At 62.7% G+C, this 23,041-nt stretch carries 23 protein-coding genes; 9 read left to right on the top strand and 14 right to left on the bottom strand.

Annotated elements, in window-relative coordinates:
• Nucleotides 1–577: 577 nt before the first annotated feature.
• Nucleotides 578–1,264, top strand: a complete 687-nt coding sequence (locus tag EC912_RS10565) for an RHS repeat-associated core domain-containing protein (RefSeq protein WP_165973566.1) — start codon at nucleotides 578–580, stop codon at nucleotides 1,262–1,264.
• Between the two features lie 442 nt (nucleotides 1,265–1,706).
• On the opposite strand, the gene EC912_RS10560 is transcribed toward EC912_RS10565, so the two are convergent.
• From EC912_RS10560 to EC912_RS10540, 5 genes are all read right to left on the bottom strand, one after another.
• Complete coding sequence (locus EC912_RS10560) at nucleotides 1,707–1,961, bottom strand: hypothetical protein (protein ID WP_132143686.1); 255 nt, start codon at nucleotides 1,959–1,961, stop codon at nucleotides 1,707–1,709.
• Between the two features lie 580 nt (nucleotides 1,962–2,541).
• The gene (locus tag EC912_RS10555; protein ID WP_132143684.1) at nucleotides 2,542–3,450 is read right to left on the bottom strand and encodes a methylglyoxal synthase; all 909 of its coding nucleotides are present in this window, start codon (nucleotides 3,448–3,450) and stop codon (nucleotides 2,542–2,544) included.
• A 250-nt stretch (nucleotides 3,451–3,700) separates the two neighbouring features.
• Nucleotides 3,701–4,720, bottom strand: a complete 1,020-nt coding sequence (locus tag EC912_RS10550; protein WP_243649223.1) for a magnesium and cobalt transport protein CorA — start codon at nucleotides 4,718–4,720, stop codon at nucleotides 3,701–3,703.
• Nucleotides 4,721–4,774: 54 nt separating this feature from the next.
• Nucleotides 4,775–5,974 carry a DUF4105 domain-containing protein gene (locus EC912_RS10545; protein WP_132143682.1) on the bottom strand — a complete coding sequence of 400 codons (1,200 nt, stop codon included), beginning with the start codon at nucleotides 5,972–5,974 and terminating at the stop codon, nucleotides 4,775–4,777.
• A gap of 11 nt (nucleotides 5,975–5,985) precedes the next feature.
• Entirely contained in the window at nucleotides 5,986–6,837 is an 852-nt protein-coding gene (locus tag EC912_RS10540) for an HlyC/CorC family transporter (RefSeq protein WP_132143680.1), read from the bottom strand.
• Nucleotides 6,838–7,214: 377 nt separating this feature from the next.
• On the opposite strand from EC912_RS10540, the gene EC912_RS10535 reads away from it, so the two are divergent.
• On the top strand, nucleotides 7,215–8,000 hold the full coding sequence (locus EC912_RS10535; protein WP_207906815.1) for a class I SAM-dependent methyltransferase: 786 nt from the start codon (nucleotides 7,215–7,217) through the stop codon (nucleotides 7,998–8,000).
• 86 nt (nucleotides 8,001–8,086) lie between these two features.
• Here the strand turns inward: EC912_RS10535 and ybeY are convergent, their stop codons facing one another.
• From ybeY to miaB, 4 genes are read right to left on the bottom strand one after another with little or no spacing between them, the layout of a single operon-like run.
• Entirely contained in the window at nucleotides 8,087–8,551 is a 465-nt protein-coding gene (gene ybeY, locus EC912_RS10530) for an rRNA maturation RNase YbeY (protein WP_132143678.1), read from the bottom strand.
• Nucleotides 8,548–9,534, bottom strand: coding sequence for a PhoH family protein (locus tag EC912_RS10525; protein ID WP_132143676.1), 987 nt, complete (start codon nucleotides 9,532–9,534; stop codon nucleotides 8,548–8,550). The genes ybeY and EC912_RS10525 overlap by 4 nt, the downstream gene beginning before the upstream one ends.
• Nucleotides 9,531–10,025, bottom strand: a complete 495-nt coding sequence (locus EC912_RS10520) for a GNAT family N-acetyltransferase (protein WP_132143674.1) — start codon at nucleotides 10,023–10,025, stop codon at nucleotides 9,531–9,533. Before EC912_RS10520 ends, EC912_RS10525 begins: the two co-directional genes overlap by 4 nt.
• A complete protein-coding gene (gene miaB, locus EC912_RS10515; protein WP_132143672.1) occupies nucleotides 10,022–11,374 on the bottom strand; it encodes a tRNA (N6-isopentenyl adenosine(37)-C2)-methylthiotransferase MiaB in 1,353 nt (450 codons plus the stop codon). Before miaB ends, EC912_RS10520 begins: the two co-directional genes overlap by 4 nt.
• A gap of 272 nt (nucleotides 11,375–11,646) precedes the next feature.
• On the opposite strand from miaB, the gene EC912_RS10510 reads away from it, so the two are divergent.
• Nucleotides 11,647–12,672: a lytic transglycosylase domain-containing protein gene (locus EC912_RS10510; RefSeq protein WP_243649222.1), complete on the top strand. Its 1,026-nt coding sequence runs from the start codon at nucleotides 11,647–11,649 to the stop codon at nucleotides 12,670–12,672.
• A gap of 182 nt (nucleotides 12,673–12,854) precedes the next feature.
• Here the strand turns inward: EC912_RS10510 and EC912_RS10505 are convergent, their stop codons facing one another.
• Nucleotides 12,855–14,024 (bottom strand): S1C family serine protease, encoded by a 1,170-nt coding sequence (locus tag EC912_RS10505; protein ID WP_132143881.1) that lies wholly within the window; start codon nucleotides 14,022–14,024, stop codon nucleotides 12,855–12,857.
• A gap of 197 nt (nucleotides 14,025–14,221) precedes the next feature.
• Here EC912_RS10505 and petA point away from each other — a divergent pair, with 197 nt between their 5' ends.
• The 5 genes from petA to EC912_RS10480 all read left to right on the top strand — a co-directional run bounded on the left by petA (nucleotide 14,222) and on the right by EC912_RS10480 (nucleotide 18,145).
• Nucleotides 14,222–14,821 carry a ubiquinol-cytochrome c reductase iron-sulfur subunit gene (gene petA, locus EC912_RS10500; RefSeq protein ID WP_132143670.1) on the top strand — a complete coding sequence of 200 codons (600 nt, stop codon included), beginning with the start codon at nucleotides 14,222–14,224 and terminating at the stop codon, nucleotides 14,819–14,821.
• Nucleotides 14,821–16,122: a cytochrome b gene (locus EC912_RS10495; RefSeq protein ID WP_132143668.1), complete on the top strand. Its 1,302-nt coding sequence runs from the start codon at nucleotides 14,821–14,823 to the stop codon at nucleotides 16,120–16,122. Before petA ends, EC912_RS10495 begins: the two co-directional genes overlap by 1 nt.
• A complete protein-coding gene (locus EC912_RS10490) occupies nucleotides 16,115–16,861 on the top strand; it encodes a cytochrome c1 (protein WP_132143666.1) in 747 nt (248 codons plus the stop codon). Before EC912_RS10495 ends, EC912_RS10490 begins: the two co-directional genes overlap by 8 nt.
• Before the next feature lie 69 nt (nucleotides 16,862–16,930).
• Nucleotides 16,931–17,557, top strand: a complete 627-nt coding sequence (locus EC912_RS10485; RefSeq protein WP_132143664.1) for a glutathione S-transferase N-terminal domain-containing protein — start codon at nucleotides 16,931–16,933, stop codon at nucleotides 17,555–17,557.
• 162 nt (nucleotides 17,558–17,719) lie between these two features.
• A complete protein-coding gene (locus EC912_RS10480; protein ID WP_132143879.1) occupies nucleotides 17,720–18,145 on the top strand; it encodes a ClpXP protease specificity-enhancing factor in 426 nt (141 codons plus the stop codon).
• Between the two features lie 265 nt (nucleotides 18,146–18,410).
• Here EC912_RS10480 and EC912_RS10475 read toward each other — a convergent pair whose 3' ends face one another.
• The 4 genes from EC912_RS10475 to EC912_RS10460 all read right to left on the bottom strand — a co-directional run bounded on the left by EC912_RS10475 (nucleotide 18,411) and on the right by EC912_RS10460 (nucleotide 22,405).
• Nucleotides 18,411–18,818: a DUF3301 domain-containing protein gene (locus EC912_RS10475; RefSeq protein WP_132143662.1), complete on the bottom strand. Its 408-nt coding sequence runs from the start codon at nucleotides 18,816–18,818 to the stop codon at nucleotides 18,411–18,413.
• Between the two features lie 49 nt (nucleotides 18,819–18,867).
• Nucleotides 18,868–19,743: a carboxylating nicotinate-nucleotide diphosphorylase gene (nadC, locus tag EC912_RS10470; protein WP_132143660.1), complete on the bottom strand. Its 876-nt coding sequence runs from the start codon at nucleotides 19,741–19,743 to the stop codon at nucleotides 18,868–18,870.
• Complete coding sequence (locus EC912_RS10465; protein WP_132143658.1) at nucleotides 19,740–22,037, bottom strand: DUF1631 domain-containing protein; 2,298 nt, start codon at nucleotides 22,035–22,037, stop codon at nucleotides 19,740–19,742. Before EC912_RS10465 ends, nadC begins: the two co-directional genes overlap by 4 nt.
• 77 nt (nucleotides 22,038–22,114) lie before the next feature.
• A complete protein-coding gene (locus EC912_RS10460; protein WP_132143656.1) occupies nucleotides 22,115–22,405 on the bottom strand; it encodes a Trm112 family protein in 291 nt (96 codons plus the stop codon).
• 71 nt (nucleotides 22,406–22,476) lie between these two features.
• Here EC912_RS10460 and purE point away from each other — a divergent pair, with 71 nt between their 5' ends.
• The gene (purE, locus tag EC912_RS10455; protein ID WP_132143654.1) at nucleotides 22,477–22,992 is read left to right on the top strand and encodes a 5-(carboxyamino)imidazole ribonucleotide mutase; all 516 of its coding nucleotides are present in this window, start codon (nucleotides 22,477–22,479) and stop codon (nucleotides 22,990–22,992) included.
• The last annotated feature ends 49 nt before the right edge of the window (nucleotides 22,993–23,041 follow it).

The following is a 23,041-nucleotide window of genomic DNA, read 5'->3' as shown; positions in this document are numbered from 1 at the left end:
GACAGTCGAGGCATTAAGCCTCGAGATGGAAAAACTTCCGTATGGGGTTGATCTGATAGGCAACATAAAAAAATTTGATCGCAGTTCATCCATCGGGGTAACCGGCCTTCTCGAAAGCACAGCCTCCCCCGAACAAGTGGTAAATAGGTACAAAAGTGTCGCTCCGGAGTTAGGGTGGACTCTTTTTTCGGAAGACCAAAAATCAAGCAGGATCGCAGTCTTTTGCAAGCACGGGACCAGTTTGACAGTTGAATCGAGCCCTACTGGCACCGGCTCTCAGACTCACGTGGGACTTGTGTGGACGTATCACACGGCGTCTCCGGCTTACTGTTCTTAATACGGTCCAGTCACCAATGCTTGCCTGCCGATCTGAATGGGGAACAGCTCTGCCGATGAACGTTGGGGCCATCGGCCTGATCTCTGGACCAAAGGGGTCAGAGTCATTTTTCAGAGGTGCTTGTCCTCGCAGGCTCCAGGCGGCGAGTCAAAAATCACTCTGACCCTATAGCTAATCGCAGCGGTACCACGGCTGGCTACCGTCAGCTATGTACGTGCCGATGGTCTCGGCTCTCCGCGCGTGGTCACAAATGTCACAGGCGCAGTACAGTGGCAATGGCCTTGCGCGAGTGATTCTTTCTGTGAAGCGGCACCGCTCTCCCTCAATGCCTACGCACTCAATCTGCGCTTTCCCGGGCAGTACTTCGATGCGGAGTCAGGCCTCGCATATAACGTCCACCGTGACTACGAGGCTGCGTCGGGACGGTATGTTCAGAGCGATCCAATGGGCTTGTTCGGAGGAAAATCTACCTACGCGTATGTGATAAATAACCCCCTAATTGGCATCGACCCTCTCGAACTGACCAATTTGACTCTTGGCGCGAACGTCAGCGCTATTGCCGGCGGTGGATTCACGGCCGGAGGCGGTCTCTATGTAAGTTATGGTGCTGGAGGTTTCGATGTAGGCGTCTACGGTTCTGTGGGAGGGGGTATAGGTGCCAATATTGGCGTCGGCATAAGCGGTGGCTATGTTCCCGGCTCGTCGAGCAATCTCAGCGGTCAAACTGTAGATGCGAATCTAAGTGGTGGAACCTTTCAATGTACCGGTAGCGTTGCTGTTGATCCCAATCTGACAGGCAGTGGCTCGGTCGGTTTAGGGCTCGGGTTGCTCGCTGGGGCTTCTTTGACTACGACCCAAAGCGGACATTTTGGACTTCAGGATGCTGAAGGGTGGTTCAGTGATCACTTCGGCTCGAAGTGTCATTAACTGGAGATTGTGCCCTGTACATATTTTCTCATTTTCTCATTTACGTCTTTGTCGCACTGTGTATTGTTGGTGGGCTGTCTATTTTGTGGATAATTTTCTTCGCAATGCGAATGGTTTTTAGCTTTCGCGACGATAGACAAGCGTACTCAAAAAGTACGCTATGGAACCCTATGAACGTTATCTTCTCGCCATCACTGTTAAACGAACGAGGAATCAGAGCAAGAAAATACGTACTAGGTGGAGTAGTGAGTTTTTTTGCATCCATGGCAGGTGTGCTCATCGTTATAGCCGTGCTCTGGATTATTCTTCGCTGAGCATCAGGGCTCGTTAGAAAAGAGTCTTTTGAGCTAAGCCGGAAGGGATTGGTAGGACCCCCTCCTTGATCCCGTCTTCAGCGCGGACTTTAGTTTCATTGCTCTGTCGTTGTCGATTTTGGGCTTCGCTATTGATCGCGACGTGGCGCCGTTTCGAACGTGGGCGTAGCGCTTAATAGCCCGAGTTCGGTCACGGTCGAAGCGATCAACTGCGCGGCTTGTCTGACGACATCGCTGAATCCCTGAAGTGCTTCCAGTCGGTCGACGATGGCTTGATCTACGTCGGACGCCTCGATACGACGCGCGCCCGCACAAAGCGGACAGGGAATGGTCGTGCTTGCCTCGTGGCTCGCTTGCGCGGCGGTAGTTTCTTCGCTTGTCATGTCTGCATCCTTTCAGTTCGGGATGACCCGCCACCGTGAGGTGGCGGGCGTGCCGAGAGAGCAGTACCGGTGCGAAAGGAACCCGGCCAAGCCGAAGCTTGCCCGACACGCCCGCCGTAAGGAGCGGCGTGACGATACGCGACGCAGAAAAGTATCGTTTGAGACGACACCTTTCCGCGCCTTCCGCGAAACACAGGCTGCTCTGCCCGGTCGCCGTTGTGCGGCGACGTGGTGAGGATCGGTGTGTGTGGGTGGTGGGTCAATACTGTTTCGTTATTTCGGTGCGATTTTCAGATTAGTCTGAGTTGTTTGGGTGGGTTCGCAATGCGGACGTGTGTGTGGTTCGTATGGTGCCCGAAGAGCCGATGTTGTTTTGGTGTGATAGCCGGATGCATCGCGCTGGATTCCTGCCTGCGCAGGAATGACGGTGAGGGGTTTGAGGCGTAGCGATTTATCGGGCGAGGCGCCATGCGATTGGAGGGGAAGAGATGTTTTTTAGAGGTACTTGTCCTCGCAGACTCCAAACGATGAGTCAAAAATCACTCTGACTCTATAGCCGGATACCTGCCACAACCGATACTCAATCTTTGCCGGCGACGTAATCAACCCGTAACGGACGCAACCTCGCACGTCGCTCGGCAGCCTCCGCCCAACGGATGGCCGAGGCGGGGCAGGTAATGCATACCGTATCGTCGGTCGTGGCGGCCACGGCACGTTCCAGTAACTGGATATCGGCCTCGTGCTGGTGTGGTACGTGTGGGTTTTCGAAAAAAAGTAAGCGTTGGCAGCGCCGTTCGAATATGAGATTGGCGATCTGTGCATCGCCACCCATCGGGCCGCTCTCGTAGCATGTGACCCACGATGCTTCCTCTGGCCAACCGTGCTTCCGGGCCAACTCATTGAGGCTCTTGCCGGTAGTGCCGGTAGCGACGCGGAAGGCGAAGCGGGATAGCAGGTCGAAATGCTTGTCGGCGAAGGCCATCATCGGTGCTTTCATCGCATCGTGGGCAATCATCGCTATCGTTTGGGATGGCATGGCGTGAAGCGGATCGGCGCCATCATCCGGTTTCATGCCTGCGCGGATGCGCTCGATTTCCACCCAGTCGCAGGCTGAGGCTACCGTCGAGAGGAAGGGTTTCTGGTGAACGATGCATTGGCGTTTGAGTGCGAGTGCTTCGGGGAAGAGCGACGAGCCATCGACCGGATTGACCAGATAGATCGCGCCGTCCAGTACCTCGTTGGACGCGACGGCTCCCACTATGCCGGCTACCAGTTTTACCAATCCGCCTTCATGGCCGCTGGGATAGCGACGTAGTGCGGGGTAGTTGGTCAGGCATCCGGCGCGGGCGATCGCGTCGTGCGTGCCTCCGACGGTATGCAATCCAAGATTCAGTTCGCGGATGCCTGTTTCGCAGCGGTGAAGCCAGCGAAACAGTGCCGCTTTCGGATGGCTGTGATGCAGATGATTGGCTACCAGGCCAAGGCGCATAGACCCAACCTTTTGATGCGCGGTTTATTTCGCATCCTTTATGCATGTGCTCAACGCTAGGCTGATCGTTGGCATCGTGGAATACACCTTTGGTTGTAGGTGTGTGTTGGGGCGGCGTCACCGCTGGATGCTAGGCGTGTCGGAGGGCGGTGCCGGCGGGTGTTGTCTCGTCAACCTTGCCATGCATGCACCGGGAGCTTTTGCGGGACGCCGCGAATGCGGCGTTAGGGAGGGCGATGCGCCGAATTGCCTAAAACCAGCGATTCCGCTTCAGCGCCATGAAGATGCCGCCGACAATGCAGGCCACCAGACATGTAATCGCCGGATATGCCCACGGCTTATCCAGCTCGGGCATGTGCACGAAGTTCATGCCGTACCAGCTCGTAATCAACGTCGGTGCGGCGAGCATCGCGGCCCAGCCCGCAAGCTTTTTCATGACTTCGTTCTGACCGAAGGTCACCAGCGCCAGATTGACGCTGATGGCGGCGCCGATCATTTCGCGCATGGCGTTGATGGATTCGTTGACGCGGAAGACGTGGTCGTAGATGTCGCGGAAGTAAGCGCGCAGTTCGTCGTGGATGAGGTGGGGGTGCAGGCGGACGAGCTGGGCGACGATATCCTGTAGCGGTACGACGGCAAGACGCAAGGTCATCAGTTCGCGCTGCATGTCGTAGAGGCGTTTGATGGTTTGCCGGTTGTATGTCTCGGCGAAGATGTCGTTTTCCAGCTTGTGCAGTTCTTCCCTGAAGTCGCGGACGATGGGCAGGAAGTTGTCGACGATGAAGTCGAGTACGGCGTACAGCGCGTAGCTCGGGCCCATGGCCAGCAGTTCGGGCGATTGTTCGCAGCTGCGGCGCGCGGGTGCGTAGGACAGCGACGCGCCGTGGCGCACGGTGACGAAGTAGCGTTGGCCGACGAAGATCTGGGTTTCACCGAAGGCGATGTTGCCGCCGACGACCTGGGCTGTCTGCGCGACGATGAAGAGCGAGTCGCCGTAGACTTCGATCTTGGTGCGCTGATGGGCGTGCTGGGCATCTTCGATGGCCAGATCGTGCAGGTCGAATTCTTCCTGCAGTTTCAGCAGCAGGGATTCGTCGGGTTCGTGCAGGCCGATCCAGACGAAGGTGTCGGGCTGTTTCAGTACGTCGCTGATGTCGTCGATGCTGATGTCGCCGATGCGGCGACCGCCGGTGCTATAGGCGACGCAGTTGATGACCATGCCGTTGCCGGTGGCAGGCTGGGTTTCGTACAGCGCATTGGGATAGGTCATACGCGCATGATGACGCTGCCCATGTGACAGGGCAATCGTATCGTGCAGACCCGTTCAGGCCGGTTCGCGACGCATCGAGACGAACAGCGCTAGCCAGCCGGGCAGGGCGAATAGGATCCACGGCATGTTGCGCTGGATGAAGCCCGGGATCAGGTGCGCTAGCAAGGCGATGACGGCTGCGGCGACCGATAGCAGCAGGATGCGGCGCGCGAACGAACCCACGCGGCCGTCGACACGCCGCATGCGCCAGATCGCGGGCAGCAGCAGGAAGGCCAGCGGCTGGTACAGCAACAGGTTGGCATTGGCCCATGCCGAATGGTGCAGGGTGACGGCCCATAGCAGGATCATCACCACACCGGCGATGCCGGTGAATACGGTGAAGACCGTGCCCGCCGTGACGAAGGCGATACGTGCGGCGCGTGAGCGGGTGAAGGCGGGAAGGATCAGCGGAACGGCCAGCAGCAGGCCGGCGAGCAGCAGCGGCCAGCGCAGATCGGGCGCCTGCTCCGGCGGCGGATCGAGGCGGTTGGGCGCCAGGACCTGTTCGTCCTGCACCAGTGGCTGACCGTTCGGTAGCTTGATCGTGCGGAATTCGTCTTCCAGCACCATGGGCAGGAAGCTTTCTTTCCACGCATTCATCGGCTGGTCCGCGTAGGGGCCAAGGCCGAGATCCATGGCCAGCATCAGCGCGGGGGCGTTGCTCATCAGGCGGGCGGTCTGCTCGCGATACGTCATGCCGCCCGTACGCTCGTGCAGCGGTGGACCGAGTGCGCCGTCGAGTGCATCATTCAATGCGTCGCGGACGCGCGTGGTGCAGTTGTCCGCGTAGTAGTCGTAGTTGTAGCGCGCGTTTTCCGGCTGGATGTTCCAGAACAGGAAATGGCGCAGTTTCGTTTTCTGCGCATCGTCCAGATTCAGGCGCTGACGCGTGACCTTGCGCCCTTCGCCGCTATAGAACGACACATCGGATTCGGTGCTTTCCGCATCCATGCGGTAGCTCATGCGGCCGCGCGCGAAGTTGACGAAGAAACCCGATTCGTCGAAGTCGAAGACGCCGTAGTTGAACGCGACGGCTTCGCCGCTGACCGTGTCTTTCAGCTCGATGGCATCGTGGCCGAAGCGTTCCCAGTAGATCGCGCCCGGCCCGTAGGTCAGCAGCGACACTTCCAGATGGGCGGCGGGTGCGTCGGCGATACCGGCGCGGGCTGCCGGCACAAGGCACAGCAGCAACAGGGCGATCAGGAAGTGGCGCATCGGGCGGTGGCTCAGCTCTCGTTGGATTTGCGCGACACGTGGAACTGCTGCACGCGGCGGTCGTCGGCTTCGGTGACGCGGAATACGAAGTCGCCCACGGCGATTTCCTCGCCGGCTTCCGGCAGGTGCCCGAATTCGGAGGTGATCATGCCGCCTACCGTATCGAATTCCTCGTCGGAGAAGCTGGCGCCAGCGTGTTCGTTGAAGTCGGCGATGGGCGTGAGCGCGCTCACGGCGAAGCCACCGTCGTCCAGCGTGTGGACCAGGATGGGTTCTTCCTCGTCGTCGTGCTCGTCGTCGATTTCGCCGACGATCTGTTCGAGAACGTCCTCGATCGTGATCAGGCCAGCCACGCCGCCGTATTCGTCGACCACCAGCGCCATGTGGTTGCGGGTGAGCCGGAACTCGGCCAGCAGCACGTTCAGGCGCATGGATTCGGGAATGAGCACGGCCGGACGGAGCAGGGCGCGGACGTCGCCGGCTTCGCTCTGGCCGAAGTACTTCAGGATGTCCTTGGCAAGCAGGATGCCGAGGATTTCGTCCTTGTCGTCGCCATGCACGGGGAAGCGGGAGTGGCCCGATTCGACGACGATGGGAAGGATGTCGGAAAGGGGAGCGTCGGCGGAAAGCATGACGATCTGGGCCCGGGGCACCATGACATCGTCGACGCTGAGCTCGGTCACCTTGATCGCACCCTCGACCATGGTCAGGGTGTCGTTGGAAAGCAGGCCGTTGGCCTGGGCGGCGCGCAGTTCCTCGATCAGTTCATCGCGGTTGCGTGGCTCGCCGGAAAACATGTGGCCCAGTCGATCCCACCAGGAACGGTGAGTCGGGCCACTGGTACTGCCAGGGTCCTCGTTCATTACTCTTGTATGCGCTGCCCGGAACCGGGCGGGAGGCCAGTCTAGCGGAATTTGGATGACGGTTCAGGGGCGAAGGGGCGGCGACGCCGTTGCGGGGAGCCATTGTCCGACCTTTGGGGGCCTTTATCGGCTCCCTGTGGGGCGGAGGCGGGCTCTCTGGGGCGATATAGACGAAATGGGAGGTCCGGGAAGCCTTGCGGCGCCGTCGAAAGGAGGCGCTCAAGGATTTTGCCGGCATCTTTGCAATAGCAAACGCCAATACACGGTCATGTCACTTTGTAACGACTGAAATACGCAATCAGCCCTCGCCAATGGGTAAGGCGATTTCGCTGCCAACGACAAATCCACCCCGCCCCCACTTCCGGAGCAACGCAATCATGAACAAGCTTTTGTTGGCTGGCTGTCTCTTCCTTGGAACCACCACGCTCGCGCTGGCTGAGGGGCAGGCGCCGCCGGCCTATGTGTTGGCGGCGGTGGCGGACCATGCGCGGCCGGCGGCCGATACGAAGCGGGATCAGGACCGCAAACCGGCCGAACTGATCGCCTTCGCGGGCATTAAGCCTGGCGACAAGGTGGCCGATCTGATCCCGGGTGGCGGCTATTTCACACGCATCTTCAGCAAGGTCGTCGGACCCAAGGGGCATGTTTATGCTGTCTTTCCGGACAGCTTTGCCCAGGCTGTTCCGAAGAAGCTCGACGATATCAAGGCGTTGATTGCCGATCCCGCATACAGCAACACCACACTGGTGATCCGCCCTTACGATCGGATCGGCGGAGACGAACCGCTCGACGTCATCTGGACCTCGCAGAACTACCACGATGTCTATGGCGCGGTCAGCGTCTTTGCCGTTGCCGGCACGAGCGGTGCCGAAGAAACAGCCAAAATGGACGCCGCCGCATTCAAGGCGTTGAAGCCCGGCGGCATCTATATGGTGATCGACCACGTCGCCAAGGCGGGTTCGGGCGAGCAGGATGCAAAGACCTTGCACCGGATCGATCCGGCCAAGGTCATCGCCCAGGTACAGGCGGCAGGTTTTGTTCTGGAGGCTCGCAGCGACCTTCTCGGCAACCCGAAGGACAGTCACGAACAGCTCGTATTCGCTCCCGAAATTCGGGGTCATACGGACCAGTTCGTACTGAAGTTCCGCAAGCCGAAGGCATGAATGGCAGCGCCTGAAAAATCAGGCCACGCCGCCGTTGCCGCAAGGCATCGGAACAGGCGCCGGGAAACCTTGGCAGCATTAGCTCATCACGGGGCTTCGTAGGGGTCCGGGATACCCAGTCCTGCCAGGATGCGTGTTTCCAGCGCCTCCATTTTCTCGGCCTCGGCTTCCACGATGTGGTCGTGGCCGAGCAGGTGCAGTACGCCATGGATGGTCATGTGCGCCCAGTGGTGGGCCTCGGGCTTGCCCTGTTCGGCGGCTTCGCGGGCCACGACGGGGGCGCAGATGACCAGGTCGCCGATCAGCGGCAGGTTGAGGCCCGGCGGCAGGTCGGCGGGGAAGGACAGCACATTGGTGGCGTAGTCCCGGCCCCGGTATTGCAGGTTGAGGGCCTGGCCTTCTTCGATGTCCACGATACGGATGGCCAACTCGGCCGGCTTGCGCCGACGCGCGCCGGTCAGGGCGGCCGCGACCCAGCGGCGGAAGCTGGCGGGGGCGGGCACGCCCTTGCGGGGAACGGCGTAGCCGACGGCGACGACCGGCTCGCTCACTTCTGCGCCTCGGCGCTCTGCTCGAAGGCTTCGTACGCGCGGACGATCTTCGCGACCAGCGGATGGCGGACCACGTCGCGGGAGGTGAAAAAGGTGAAGCTGATGCCGTCCACGCCACGCAGTACTTCGATGGCATGACGCAGGCCCGAGCGAATATGCCGGGGCAGGTCGACCTGCGAGACGTCGCCCGTGATCACCGCGACCGAGCCGAAGCCGATGCGAGTCAGGAACATCTTCATCTGCTCGACGGTGGTGTTCTGCGCCTCGTCGAGGATGACGTAGGAGTCGTTGAGGGTGCGGCCGCGCATATAGGCCAGTGGCGCGATCTCGATGACGTTGCGCTCGATCAGCTTGGCGACTTTTTCGAAGCCGACCATTTCGTAAAGCGCGTCGTACAGCGGGCGCAGATACGGATCGATTTTCTGGCTGAGATCGCCCGGCAGGAAGCCGAGCTTTTCGCCGGCTTCGACCGCGGGGCGGACCAGCAGCACGCGCTGCACGCGATTGGCTTCCAGCGCTTCGACGGCACTGGCGACGGCCAGATAGGTCTTGCCGGTGCCGGCCGGGCCGACGCCGAAGTTGATGTCGTGCGTGGTGATGGCGTGCAGGTAGCGCGCCTGGTTCGGGCCGCGGCCCTTGATCACGCCGCGCTTCACCTTGATCGAGACGTCCTGCGCGGATTCGGCGGCCTGCTCCACCAGTGCGTCGATACCGGACTCGGCCAGATGCAGGTTCACGATGGCGCCGGTCAGCGCTTCGTTCTCCGTGGCGTCGTACAGCGCGCGGATGACCCGCTCGCCGGCGCGGGCCGCTTCATCGTCGGCGATGACGCGGAACAGGTTGCCGCGATGATCGATTTCCAGACCCAGGCGCAGTTCGATCTGGCGGATGTGTTCGTCGAACGGGCCGCAGAGATTCGCCAGACGGGTGTTGTCTTCGGGCTCGAGAGTGAAATCGCGTTGCGAAAGGCCGTTAGTGGTCATAGGTATCGATGCATCACATAGATGTCGGTCGGGCCCAGCGTTGCGTGGCGGAATGCGCCAGGCACGGTGCCCACGATGGTAAAGCCGTGTTTCTGCCACAGTCGCACAGCGGTGCGGTTGGTGCTGACCACGATGTTGAACTGCATCGCCGTGAAGCCCGCGCGACGCGCCTGTTCCAGGGAGTGTTCGCACATCGCCGAAGCGATGCCCATGCCGCGCGCTTCCGGCGACACCATGTAACTGCCGTTGGCGACATGATCGCCAAGGCCGATCTGGTTGGGGCGGATGGTGTAGATGCCGAGTACGTCGCCGCCGCGCTCGGCGAAGAAGCAGCGCGCCGGTGCGGTCGTCCACATGTCTCGTGCCTGCGCCAGGCTAAGGTCCGGTGGATACGAATACGTGTCGCCGCTGGCAATGATGGTCGAAAAAATCGACCACGCGCGTTCGAATTCGTCCGCGCCGATTTCGCGAATCGCCGTAGCGTCGGTCATGAAGCCTGCGCCATGACCTCGTCGTCCAGCCGCACGCGACCGCGCAGCGAGTTCGACATCGCTTCGGTAATCACGACGTCCACGAACTGGCCGATCATGCGTGCATGGCCCGGGAAATTCACGTAGCGCATGTTTTCGGTGCGCCCGGTCATTTCGTTCGGATCCTTGCGACTGGGTTTTTCGACCAGTACGCGCTGCACGGTGCCGACCATGGCTGCGTTGATCTTGCGCGCGTTCTCGTTGATGGCGGCTTGCAGGCGCGTCAGTCGTGCGTGCTTGACCTCGGCCGTCGTCTCGTCGGGCAGATTCGCCGCCGGCGTGCCGGGGCGCGAGGAGAAGATGAAAGAGAAGCTCTGGTCGAAACCGACATCGTCGATGAGCTTCATCGTCTTTTCGAAATCCTCGTCGGTTTCGCCGGGGAAGCCCACGATGAAGTCGGACGAGACGCAGATGTCCGGACGCACGGCGCGCAGTTTGCGGATGCGCTGCTTGAATTCGAACGCGGTATAGCCGCGCTTCATCGCCGAAAGAATGCGGTCCGATCCGGCCTGCACGGGCAGGTGCAGATAGTTCGCCAGCTGAGGCACGTTGGCATAAGCCTCGATCAGCGAGTCGGAGAACTCCAGCGGATGCGAGGTGGTGAAGCGAATGCGGCCGATGCCGTCGATCTGCGCGATGGCGTGGATCAGTACGGCCAGGTCGGCGATGCTGCCGTCGTGCATGGGGCCGCGATACGCGTTGACGTTCTGGCCCAGCAGGTTGACCTCGCGCACGCCCTGTTCGGCGAGCTGGGCCACTTCCACGATGACGTCGTCGAACGGACGGCTGAGTTCTTCGCCGCGCGTATAAGGCACGACGCAGTACGAGCAGTACTTCGAGCAGCCTTCCATGATCGAGACGAAAGCGGTCGGGCCTTCGGCGCGCGGCTCGGGCAGACGGTCGAACTTCTCGATTTCCGGAAAGCTGATATCGATCTGCGCCTTGCCGCTGGCACGGTTGGCTTCGATCATCTGGGGCAGGCGATGCAGCGTCTGCGGGCCGAACACCAGGTCCACGTACGGCGCGCGCTTGAGGATGGACTCGCCTTCCTGCGACGCCACGCAGCCGCCCACGCCGATCAGCACCGGCTTGCCGCCGCGCTTGTGTTCCTTCCAGCGACCGAGCTGGCTGAAGACCTTTTCCTGCGCCTTTTCGCGAATGGAGCAAGTGTTGATGAGGATGACGTCGGCTTCGGACTCGTCCTGCGTGAGTTCGAGGCCGTGCGACGCCTTGAGCACGTCGGCCATCTTGGCCGAGTCGTACTCGTTCATCTGGCAACCGTGGGTCTTGATGAAAAGCTTGCCGCTCATGGGCTTTTTTACCGGGATACGTGGGACACGTCGAACCGCGCAGTTTACGCCGGCTGCCGGACGCTGACCACAGGCACCTCGGCCAATCAATGACTTGGGCTCTGTTTTGCGACCTGGAACACTTGGCAGGGGAAGGGGGCTCGGGCACACTCGCGCCCATGGTCCAAGCCGCACGCTCAGGGGAATGCGCCGGCCGCAATGCCCGTTGTTTCCCGATTCTCGCGACGGTCCTTATAAGGGCCGCGTATGGCTGTGTCTTGCTGGCGGGTCTCGTGGCAGCGCCCGTTTCGGCCGAGGCGCTCTATCGCTGCGCCGGAGCTAGCGGCGAAACGGTATTTACCGGGCATGTCGACGGTTTTAAGGACTGTAAGCGCATCGGCGGTACCGGCCCGGCCCGGCCCGCGAAAAAACCGGTTGCCATGGCTGCCGCGCCCGTCGCAAGTTTGGCCGGCGTTACGGCCTCCGTCGAGACTCCGATTGTCGCGAGTTTCACCGGCGTCACGGCTTCCGTCGAAGCTCCCGCTGCCACACCTGTTCTGGCGACCGCAAAGATCGACACGCCCGAGGCCGCACCGGCGGCTCCCGTGCGGAAAGGCCAGTGGGACTACAAGGAATCCGCCGCCGGCGCGGCGCCGTTGCCCGACGTGGCCGATGCATCCTTGTCGGCGAAAGGCTCGCGGGTCCTGCGTGGCGCGGTTTACCGCGTCGATCGTGCGGACGGCGGCGTCGAATACACCAACGTCAAACCGGGTGGGGTGAAGGGGCATGCGGTCACGATGCTCTTCACCTATATCGCTACCTGCGCGGCCTGTGACCTGCACTCGCCGATCAACTGGAACAGCGTCGCGCTGAATCTGACGGCTTATGGCGACGCCATCCATTCCGCCAGCGGCGAGTTCGGCGTGGACGAGGCGCTGCTGCGGGCCATCATCCATGCCGAGAGCGCGTTCAATCCGCGTGCGCTGTCGATCAAGGGCGCGCAGGGGTTGATGCAGCTGATTCCGGGGACTGCCCGGGATATGGGGGTCATGGATGCCTTCGATGCCAGCCAGAACATTCGCGGCGGTGCGCGTTATCTCGCGCTGTTGCTGAAGAGCTTCAACGGCAACGAGAAGCTGGCAGCGGCAGCGTACAACGCCGGACCCGGGGCGGTGCAGAAGTACAACGGCGTGCCGCCGTACGACGAAACCCGGGTTTACGTCGAGCGTGTAGGGCAGTTGCGCAAGCGCTACGGCGATTCGATCAAGGCCTCGCAGCCGACGACCGGCAATGTGCCGTTGGCCGATCGCGGGGCCTGAACAGGGCAATTTTGGGGACGTCCTGCTCTCTGTGGGAGCGCGCCTGCGCGCGAAAGCCAACAGGGCAAGGAAGCCGGATACTCACATCCGCGAGCCCGATCTACGGGCTGCGGATGCCACCCGCAGCATCGCCGCTCCGTTGGCTTTCGCGCGCAGGCGCGCTCCCACAGAGATGTGCCGCTCTACTGCACCTTCCGCAGCGGCTGCATCGGTGTCGGCGGGCGTTGGGTCGGGGTGATGCTGGCCGTGAAATGAGCGCCATTGCGCAGTCCGGAAACCTCCACGGCCGTGCCCGGCTTCAGCGAGGCCTCGTGGCGGCGCAGGTCGGACGCATCGAGGATGTCTTCGCTTCCCAGCTTAAGCAGGACGTCGCGCGGCTGGATGCCGGCGCGTGCGGCGGGGCCGCCCGGGGACACTTCGTTGACCACGACGCCTCGAGCCGCCGAAGGCAGGCCGCTGTCCGCCGATATGCTGATGGCGCCATAGTCGGCGCCGATCCATCCGCGGACGACATGGCCCGTCTGCACGATCTGGTCGAGAACTTCGCGGGCGCTGCTGACCGGGATGGCGAAGCCGATACCTTCCGCGCCAACGGCCTGACCGATCAGCGACGTATTGATCCCGACCAGTTCGCCGTGCGCATTGACCAGCGCGCCACCCGAATTGCCGAAATTGATGGCCGCGTCGGTCTGGATGAAGTTCTCCAGGCTCGACAGGTTCAGCTGCCGGCCAATGGCGCTGACGATGCCCATGGTTACGGTCTGGCCGATGCCGAAGGGATTGCCGATGGCGAGCACGACGTCGCCCACGCGTGGCTTGACGCCTTCCTCGGACATAGGGATGGCCGGCAGGTTGCCGGCATCGACGCGCAGCACCGCCAGATCGGTTTCTTCGTCCGATCCGACCACCTGCGCCTTGGCCACGCGCCCGTCATAGAGCAAAACCTGGATATCGTCGGCGTTGGCGATGACGTGGTTGTTGGTCAGGACGTAGCCATCCTCCTTGACGATGACGCCCGAGCCCAGGTTCTGCTGGCGACGCGTACGTGCCGGGCCGGTGGGTACGCTGAAGATGCGTTGCAGGACCGGGTCGGAGTACAGCTCGCGCGGCTGCTCCGTGACCATTTTGTTCGCATAGATGTTGACGACCGAGGGCGCGGCCTTGGCCACGGCGTCGGCATACGACGCGGGGCCATCGGGCATGGGCGCCACCGCCAGGGGGCGTACGGAAGCGAGGTGCGAACGAAGCATCGAGCCGCTGCCCGGCCAGAAAAGTCCGACGATGAAGGCGACGGCCAGTCCGAGGACGACGAAGCGGGCAACGAAGGCTAGCGTGCGGGCGGCGTAATTCATCGTGGAAGCTTTGGAGTCCATGGTCGCGAGTCGCGGCGCCAGCACGAGCCGCGGTCGACTGGGGGTGACGTTCAGTTTTATTGTACGTCGCGGGGGCTGACGCTACACTAACGCGATTTTTGCGGTAGCCGAATTCGCATGCGGTAAGCGAAGGGGAGTGCTTCCGCATCTCAATGGCATAAGTTCCGGAGAGCCTGATGGCGAACGAAGTCGTCGATCATGGTCGCCGTCGCTTCCTCACAGCAACCACAGCAGTGGTTGGTGGTGTGGGAGTTGTCGCGGCGGTCGTGCCTTTTATCAAGTCGTGGGAGCCCAGTGCGCGGGCGAAGGCGGCGGGTGCACCAGTCACGGTCGACATCAGTGCCATCGAGGCCGGCCAGAAGGTGACCTTCGCGTGGCGCAGCCTGCCTGTGTTCGTGGTCAACCGTACCAAGGACCAGCTGGCCCAGCTGCCGGGTCTCGAACCCCGGCTCCTCGACCCGAAGTCGACTGACCCCGACCAGCAGCCGAAGTACGCGCAGAACGAAGTCCGCTCCCTCAAGCCCGAGTGGCTGGTGGTGATCGGTCTGTGTACCCACCTGGGTTGCGTGCCCGACTTCGTGCCCGACATCAAGCCGGAGCCGTTCGACGCCAACTGGAAGGGCGGTTTCTATTGCCCGTGCCACAAGTCGCGTTACGACCTGGCCGGCCGTGTGTTCAGCGGCGTTCCCGCGCCGAAGAACCTGCCGGTGCCGCCGTACCACTTCGTCGATGACACCCACATCCAGATCGGTGTCGATCCGCAGGAGGCCGGCTGATGGCTAAGGCAATGGCCCGTCTGGGCAACTGGTTCACCGAGCGCGCACCGGGCCTCATGCCCATGTACCGCGCGCACATGACCGAATACTACGCACCGAAGAACTTCAACCTCTGGTACTACTTCGGTTCGCTGGCGATCCTGGTTCTCGTCAACCAGATCGTGACCGGCATCTTCCTCACGATGAATTACAAGACCAGTGCGCTCGAAGCGTTCAACTCGGTCGAGTACATCATGCGTGACGTGGAATGGGGCTGGCTGATCCGCTACATGCACTCCACGGGCGCGTCGCTATTCTTCGTCGTCGTGTTCCTGCATATGTTCCGCGGCATCATGTACGGCTCGTTCAAGCGTCCGCGCGAACTCGTGTGGATCCTCGGCATGTTGATCTTCCTGGTCCTGATGGCGGAAGCCTTCATGGGCTACGTGCTGCCGTGGGGCAACATGTCCTTCTGGGGCGCGAAGGTCATCATCTCGCTGTTCGGCACCATCCCGTACATCGGCCACGCGCTGGTGGAATGGATCATGGGCGACTTCCTGCCGGCCGATGCCACGCTGAACCGCTTCTTCGCACTGCACGTCATCGCGCTGCCGCTCGTGCTGCTTCTGCTGGTGGTGCTGCACATCGCGGCGCTGCATGAAGTGGGCTCGAACAACCCGGACGGCAACGACGTCAAGCATGGCCCGAAGGGCAATCGCTGGGACGCGAACAAGCCGGCCGACGGCATCCCGTTCCACCCGTACTACACCGTGAAGGATCTCGTGGGCGTCGGCTTCTTCCTGATGATCGCCGCGTTCATCATCTTCTTCGCGCCGACGTTCGGTGGCTGGTTCCTCGAGCACGACAACTTCACGCCGGCGAACAATCTCGTTACGCCAAGCCACATCAAGCCGTCGTGGTACTTCACGCCGTTCTACGCGATCCTGCGCATGATCCCGTCCTATTTCGGTACGGCGATCTGGGGCGTGCTGGGCATGTTCGGCGCGATCCTGCTGCTGGCGCTGCTGCCGTGGCTCGACCGCGGTGAAGTGCGCTCGGTGCGTTACCGCGGCCTGGGCTTCCGTATCGCGCTCGGTGTGCTGGTCGTTTCCTTCCTTGCCTTGGGCATGGTGGGTGCGGGCGTCACGGCCGAACTGATTCCGGAATGGTTCCCGAGCGCCGACGTCACAACGTGGGAGAACGCCTTCGGTCGCCTGATGGTCCTGGGCTACTTCGGCTTCTTTATCTTCCTGTGGGTGTATACGCACTTCGGTTTCGAAAAGACGAAGCCGGTTCCGGAACGGGTGACGACGCATGACTAAGCGGTATTTTTCCTCTATCGCCCTGGCGTTCGGCCTCCTGGTCGGCTCCGTATCGGCTCTGGCCAACGAAGGCGGCGCGGAACTCCCGACCGCCGGCACCAACGTCAGCGACAAAGCGTCGCTGCAGCGTGGCGCCAAGTTGTTCTTCAACTACTGCGTGGGCTGCCATTCGCTGAAGTACGTGCGCTATTCGCGTATGGCCAGCGACCTCGGCCTCAGCGAAGACGAGGTGATGAACAACCTCAACTTCACGGGCGCGAAGTTCGGCGAGCCGGTCATTTCGCATATGCCGGCCGAGTCGGCGAAGTCGTGGTTCGGCAAGGATCCGCCGGATCTTTCGCTGGAAGCTCGCGCCAAGGGCGTGGACTGGATCTACAACTACCTCAACTCGTTCTACCTGGACCCGACCCGGCCGGTGGGCTGGAACAACACGGTGTTCCCGAATGCATCCATGCCGAACCCGTTGTGGGAACTGCAGGGCATTCAGGTCGCGGTGCATTCCGAAGCCACGCCCGGTCACGACGCCTCGATCGAGAAGCTCGAGCTGTCGCAGCCCGGTCGCATGACCCCGGAGCAGTTCAGGGGAGCAACACGCGACCTGACGACGTTCCTCGAATACGCCGCGGAGCCAGCGGCCCTGGAGCGCCAGTCCATCGGCGTCTGGGTGCTGCTCTTCCTTGCGGGCTTTACCTTCCTTGCTTATCTGTTGAAGCATGAGTACTGGAAAGATGTACATTGATTGATCACGGGGCGGCGCAATGCCGCCCCGTTTCGTTTGTGCGGCCGGCTGGGGAGGGAGATCGACGCCATGGTTCAAAGCGCACGTTCGCGTACAGTGTTGGCGCTGTACACCACAGCAGACGATGTACAGAGTCACCGTACGCGTCTGGTTCTCGCCGCTAAGGGCGTTACCTACGATCGCATCGTGGTTACTCCGGACGAGCGTCCGGCCGATCTGCTCGACCTCAATCCCTATGGCACGCTGCCGACGCTGGTGGATCGCGATCTCACGCTCTACGGCCCGTCCGTGGTGTGTGAATACCTCGACGAGCGCTATCCGCACCCGCCGCTGATGCCGATCGATCCCCTGTCGCGGGCGCGCCTGCGTATCGCGGCATTGCGTATCGAAAGCGACTGGCTGCCCGAGATCGATGTCGTCCGCGCGGGCGGCAAGCCGGCCGACGCCGCCCGAAAGCGGCTGCGTGAGCACCTGTTGATGGCGCTGCCGTTGTTCAAGGCGTCGAAATTCTTCCTGAACCCGGAAATGAGCCTGATCGACTGCCTGGTGGCGCCGGTCGTGTGGCGGCTTCCATGGCTGAAGGTCGACCTGGGCAAAGAGGGCAAGCCCATCATGGATTACGGCGAAAGGTTGTTCCACAGCCAGGGTTTCGCGCGCAGCCTGACCGCCGAAGAGCGGACGATGCGCGACCTGTAGGGACGCTGTTTTCAGGGCGTCCCTGGCCCTTTTCGTAGCCCCAGTGCGGCGTATCGCATACACTCTCGTCCCAGAACCTTGCCCTGCCGGGGTACGGGTGCGCCCGACCGACCGGCGGGAAAGACGAGGACAGGTAGCATGGATACGAACGAAACCCCGGGTATGACCTCCAATCGCCCCTACCTGCTGCGCGCCATCTACGACTGGATCAGCGATAACGGCCTCACCCCGTACGTGCTGGTCGATGCGGCGCAGCCGGGCGTGAAGGTGCCGTCACATGTCATCAAGAACGGGCAGGTTGTGCTGAATCTGGCCATGCGCGCGGTGGCCAACCTCGACCTGGGCAACGATCGCATAAGTTTTCAGGCGCGTTTCTCGGGCGTCAGCCAGTCCATCAGCATTCCCATCGTGGCCGTTCTCGCGCTCTATGCGCAGGAAAACGGGCAGGGCATGATGTTCCCGGCCGACGAAGCGGACCCGATTCCGGCCAGCGCCGTGGAGTCTTCCGAAGATGCCGAGCCGCCGCAGACCGGTGGCGACGACGATCGCCCGAAGCGCGGCGCGCCGCATTTGCGGGTGGTGAAGTAAGCCGGCAAGCCGGCTTACGTCGGTCTCCGGGTGAGGCGCGGCTCTCTAGCTCTAGCCGCAGCTCTACTCCAGCTCTCTGTGGGAGCGCGCCTGCGCGCGAAAGCCTACGGAGCGTAGATGCCATACGTGGCATTTCCGACTGAGATAGTGAGCTCGCGATGTGAGCCTGATGCGTCCTCGCCCTGTAGGCTTTCGCGCGCAGGCGCGCTCCCACAGAGAGCAAAAGAACCGCGCTTGTAAATCTGTGGCGTTCGAATCTACGGTCTCAATGCCGTGTCTGGCGCCTGTCGGCCAGCGACACCACGTTGCTCTCCTGTGGCCCGCCGAGGCTCGTCTGCGTCGCCACTACCGATTCCAGCTCGCGGGCGTCCCGCGTGGGCAGGCTGAAGCCCGTCACGACACCCTGGGACATCCAGAGCCGCGCAGCCTCGCGCGTCTGCCCGTCGCCGCTGACTTCGAAGCCGTAACAGCGTTCCAGTCGACGCCCGTCGCCAAATCGCCGTAGCCGGATGCCGCGCAGGCCGACGCTCTGATCCAGCAACTGCAGGCCGTGGCGCTGACACAGCGCTTGTGCCTCGCGTGCGGCTACCTCGCGGGCACGGGTGAGTTTCATCCACGCGCCGATGATGCCGCCGAGCAGCAGTAGCCAGAACAGATCGGTGAAGGAAGTCATGACTCGAGTGTGTGGTCGCCGGCGACGCGTCGCAAGGGCACAGCTCGCGTTATTGAGCGTCCATGCTGAGTCGAAGCGACAGATCGATGGCCCGGACGTGCTTGGTCAGGGCGCCGCTGGAGATGAAATCGACACCCGTGTCGGCAATGGCGCGGATGGTGTCGATTTCCACGTTGCCGGAAACCTCCAGCGAGACGCGTCCGTCGACGAAGCGCACGGCCTCCATGAGCTGGGACGGCGTGAAGTTGTCCAGCATCACGCGGTCGACGCCGGCGGCCAGCGCTTCTTCGAGTTCCGCGTGGTTTTCGACTTCCACTTCCAGCAACAGGCCGGGATGCTTCTGCCGGCCGATGCGCACGGCGGCTGCGATGCCGCCCGCTGCGGCGATATGGTTTTCCTTGACCAGCATCGCATCGAACAGGCCGACGCGATGATTGACGCCGCCGCCGCAGCGCACGGCGTACTTCTGTGCGAGACGCAAGCCAGGCAGCGTCTTGCGCGTGTCGAGTATGCGGGTGCGCGTACCGGCGAGGGCGTCGACGTAACGCGCCGTCACCGTGGCCGTCGCCGATAGCAGTTGCAGGAAATTCAGGGCGGAGCGCTCGGCCGTGACCAGCGCACGGGCCAGTCCGTGGAGTTCGCAAAGGCGGCTCCCCGCAGGCACGCGGTCGCCATCGACGGCGTTCCAGGTAATGCGTACGGACGGGTCCAGCTGACGAAAGCAGGCATCGAACCAAGCCGTGCCGGCCAGCACCGCGTTTTCGCGGCAGGTAAGTACGGCGGTAGCGCGGCCATCGGCCGGCAGCAGGTCGGCGGTGGCGTCGCCGCTACCGATATCTTCGGCGAGGGCGCGCTCGACGTCGGCATGGATCTGCGCGGCGGAAGGCAGGGCGTCCGCCAGTGCGGAGACATTGCTTACGGTCATTCGGTAGTCGATTCCGGAGCGGGTTCGGGCTTGCGCAGACGTTCGACGATGGCATCCATCGCGCGATCGAAGAGCAGCGACGAGTCGAGGACCCGTGCCGCGCCCGAGCCGAAGGCGGCGGCAAGGCCGGCAAGGCTGTGGTCCGCGACCTTGAGGCCGCGGCGATTGACGAAGAGATAGCGCCCGCTGATCGGGCTGACCCACGAAAGCTTGGCGCGTTCGGCAGCACCGTCCTCGGCGACGAATTCCAGCCACTGACCGACCTTCAGTTCGCGGGCCTGGGCGAGATAACGTTCGTCGAAGGCTTCATCGGACAGTGTGTCGGCCTCGTCTTCCTCGACCGGCTCGACGACGGGTACGTCGATGGCGGCAATGGCGTCGGGCAGCGGCATGACACTGGCGATGATCGTTTCGGAGTCGGCATCGGTCGCCGTTTCGCCCAACTGCTGCCGGTAGAAGGCGTGCAACTGGCCGAGGAGCTGTTCGGTATCGGCGTCCTGGAACGCGACGCTGGCGAGTCCCTTGCGCAGCGAACGCTCGATGCCGGGTAGCATCAGGCGAAGTTCGCGGCGGTCGGCCGCATCGTGAGCCGGGCGTGCGCTGGTGATGAAGTCGGCGATAAAGCGCAGCGATTCGCGGAATTCGTTGGAGTCCTCGCCCTGGCGGAGCAGGGTGAGGACAATGTAGTTGGCCCAGGCGCGAGTCAGCACGCCGTAGATCAGCGGCGGCAGCGACTCTTCGCCAATGCGACCGACGATTTCCTGCGCGGCGCGGCGACGCGCCTGCTCCAGTTTCTCGCGGCCACGGGTGGATTCGGCGACGCGCTGTTCGGCCAGTTCCGCACGGCGGCGGCTGACGTCGAGGAATTCCTGAAGCTCGGTGGCCAGACGATTGAAGATGTCGACGTCGTCGTCGAAGTCGTGCAGCAGCTGTTCGACGATGGACTTCGTCTTGTCGAACAGGCGCCCATCGCGATCGGATTCGGTGGACCAGCCCTTGGCGGCATCCGCCAGGGCATCGAGCAGTTGCCGCGCCGGATGAGACTTGTGCGCGAACATGCGCCGGTCGAGCAGGGCGACCTTGAGGTAGGGGATCTGCAGACGTGCAAGCAGGACCTGCATTTCGGCGGGCAGGTTGTGATCCTCGAGGATGAACTCGAAGAGCATGCCCACCAGATCGATGGTGTCCTCGTCCACGCCCGATACCTGGGCGGAGCTCTGGCCGCGCAACTGCCCGATCTGCGTGAGCAGTTGTTCCTTCAGGTGGGCAACATCCCGGGAGACGTCGGCCTGCGTCACGATCGGCCCGCTCGCGAGCGGCAGGCTGGCGATCTGGCTTTGCAACAGCGTCAGTGCGCCGAGCAGCTCCGCTGCACTGGGCATCGGACCCGTCGGTACCGGGGCCGCGGCAACGAGGCCATCGTGCATCGCACCGCGGCGCGCGATGAACAGCGCATGCAGCGACTGCATGAATTCGGCGGCGGCCGCGTCGGTAATGGGGGCGCCATGATCGGCACTGGCACCGGCGACAGGGCGAGCTTCGCCGGACGCAACGGAGCTGGGTGTCGGCGCGTCGGTGCGTCGGCCGGCCACTTCGTGCCGCAGCTGCGGCAACACACCGGCGTTCGCCAGTTCGTTATTGATGTCGTCGTAGAGCTCGTCGATACCGGCAAGCACATAACGGTCGAAGAGCTTGTAGATGATGAGGCGGACGCGGACCTCGACGGTCAGCTCGCGCATGGCCTGCTTGAATGCGTTGGCCAGCGATGCCGGACCCACCGGGTTCGTGGCGTCGTCCATGCGATTGCCGCCGCAGATGACGGACAGGCGCTGATTCACGGCGAAAAGGGCGCGCGCCAGGCGCGACTCGTTCTTGCCGATCATGCTGGTGATGGCCAGCGTTTCTTCCAGTTCGCTCTCGCCGACGAGGCTGAGTTCGACGTTCGCGGGCGGACGCGAGGAGCCTTCGCCATCCGTGCTGCGCAGGCGGCCGGTGGAGAAATCGGCGAGGTCGCGAGCGACCTGGCCGAGGAAGGTGCGTTCGACGATCGCCCGCTTTTTGCGAACTTCGCGCATGCCGTCGAAGAACTGGGTCTGGGCCGCATTGTTCTCGGCTTTTTCGGCCAGGTCGAACAAGGCGTCGTCGATGTTCTCGAACATGTTGCTGGCAAGCGCGTGCAGCCGCTTGGTGGCGATGCCGCGAACGGTGACGAGGAGAGCGCCCACGCGCTCGCTCCGCGGGTCGAGCCGCTGGCTCAGGTCAACGACGTTGGACGGCTCGCTGGCGTTACTCATCGCTCACCCTGGATTTTGCTTGGCCCCCGCCCGGAAACTCATTGTCCGGGCAGTTCGAACTTCAGTTGTGACCACGGTCACGGATTCTGTGCAACACCCGCGGCCGATGGAAAGCCATTGAGCTGGGTGGTGCCGATACCCTGCTCGGGCAGCATGACAGGAATGCCGTCGTCCACACGATAGATTACTTTGACGTCGGTGGTTACCAGACCTTCGCCCAGGGCTTCGACGACACGTTCGCCCGCCACCGTATCGACGGAATCGGCGCGAATGGCGGCGTTGAGGGATTCGAGTTCAGCGGTCGTCAAAGGGCGCAGAGGGCGCTTGCTGACCGGGCAGCAGAGGATGTCTAGGAGACGCTTGTCCATATGGTGGGCTGTCTAGCCCATGCCTGTAGCCGGGAATGTCCTTACAATAGCGATTTTTGGGTGCTCCGGCCATGACTTCCAATGCAGCAGACGAGGCGACGGCACCGCGTGTCGGCGTGGTAATGGGTTCGCGTTCGGACTGGGAAACGATGGAGCATGCCTCCGCCACCCTGACCCGGCTGGGCATCGTGCACGAGGTTCGCGTCGTCTCGGCGCACCGGACGCCGGACCTGCTCTTCGACTACGCGGACACCGCGATCGGCCGGGGAATCCAGGTCATCATCGCCGGCGCGGGCGGGGCAGCCCACCTCCCGGGCATGATCTCGGCCAAGACCCGTCTTCCGGTTTTCGGCGTGCCGGTGCAGTCCAAGGCGCTGAACGGCATGGATTCCCTGCTGTCGATCGCCCAGATGCCGGCGGGCGTGCCCGTAGGTACGCTGGCTATCGGCCGGGCTGGCGCGATCAACGCCGCCCTGATGGCGGCCTCGGTACTCGCCCTGCACGATCCCGCGGTTGCCGCCGCGCTCGACGCGTTCCGCGACGAACAGACCCAGACCGTGCTGGACAACCCGGACCCGCGCAAGTGACCCGCCGCCTTCCCGTAGTGGGCATTCTGGGCGGCGGCCAGCTGGCCCG

It is taken from the genome of Luteibacter rhizovicinus, from assembly GCF_004342265.1.
In the GTDB taxonomy this organism is placed as follows: Bacteria; Pseudomonadota; Gammaproteobacteria; order Xanthomonadales; family Rhodanobacteraceae; genus Luteibacter; species Luteibacter rhizovicinus_B.
Note: the sequence above shows the minus strand (reverse complement) of the source record. Positions and strands in the feature narration are given on the sequence as shown.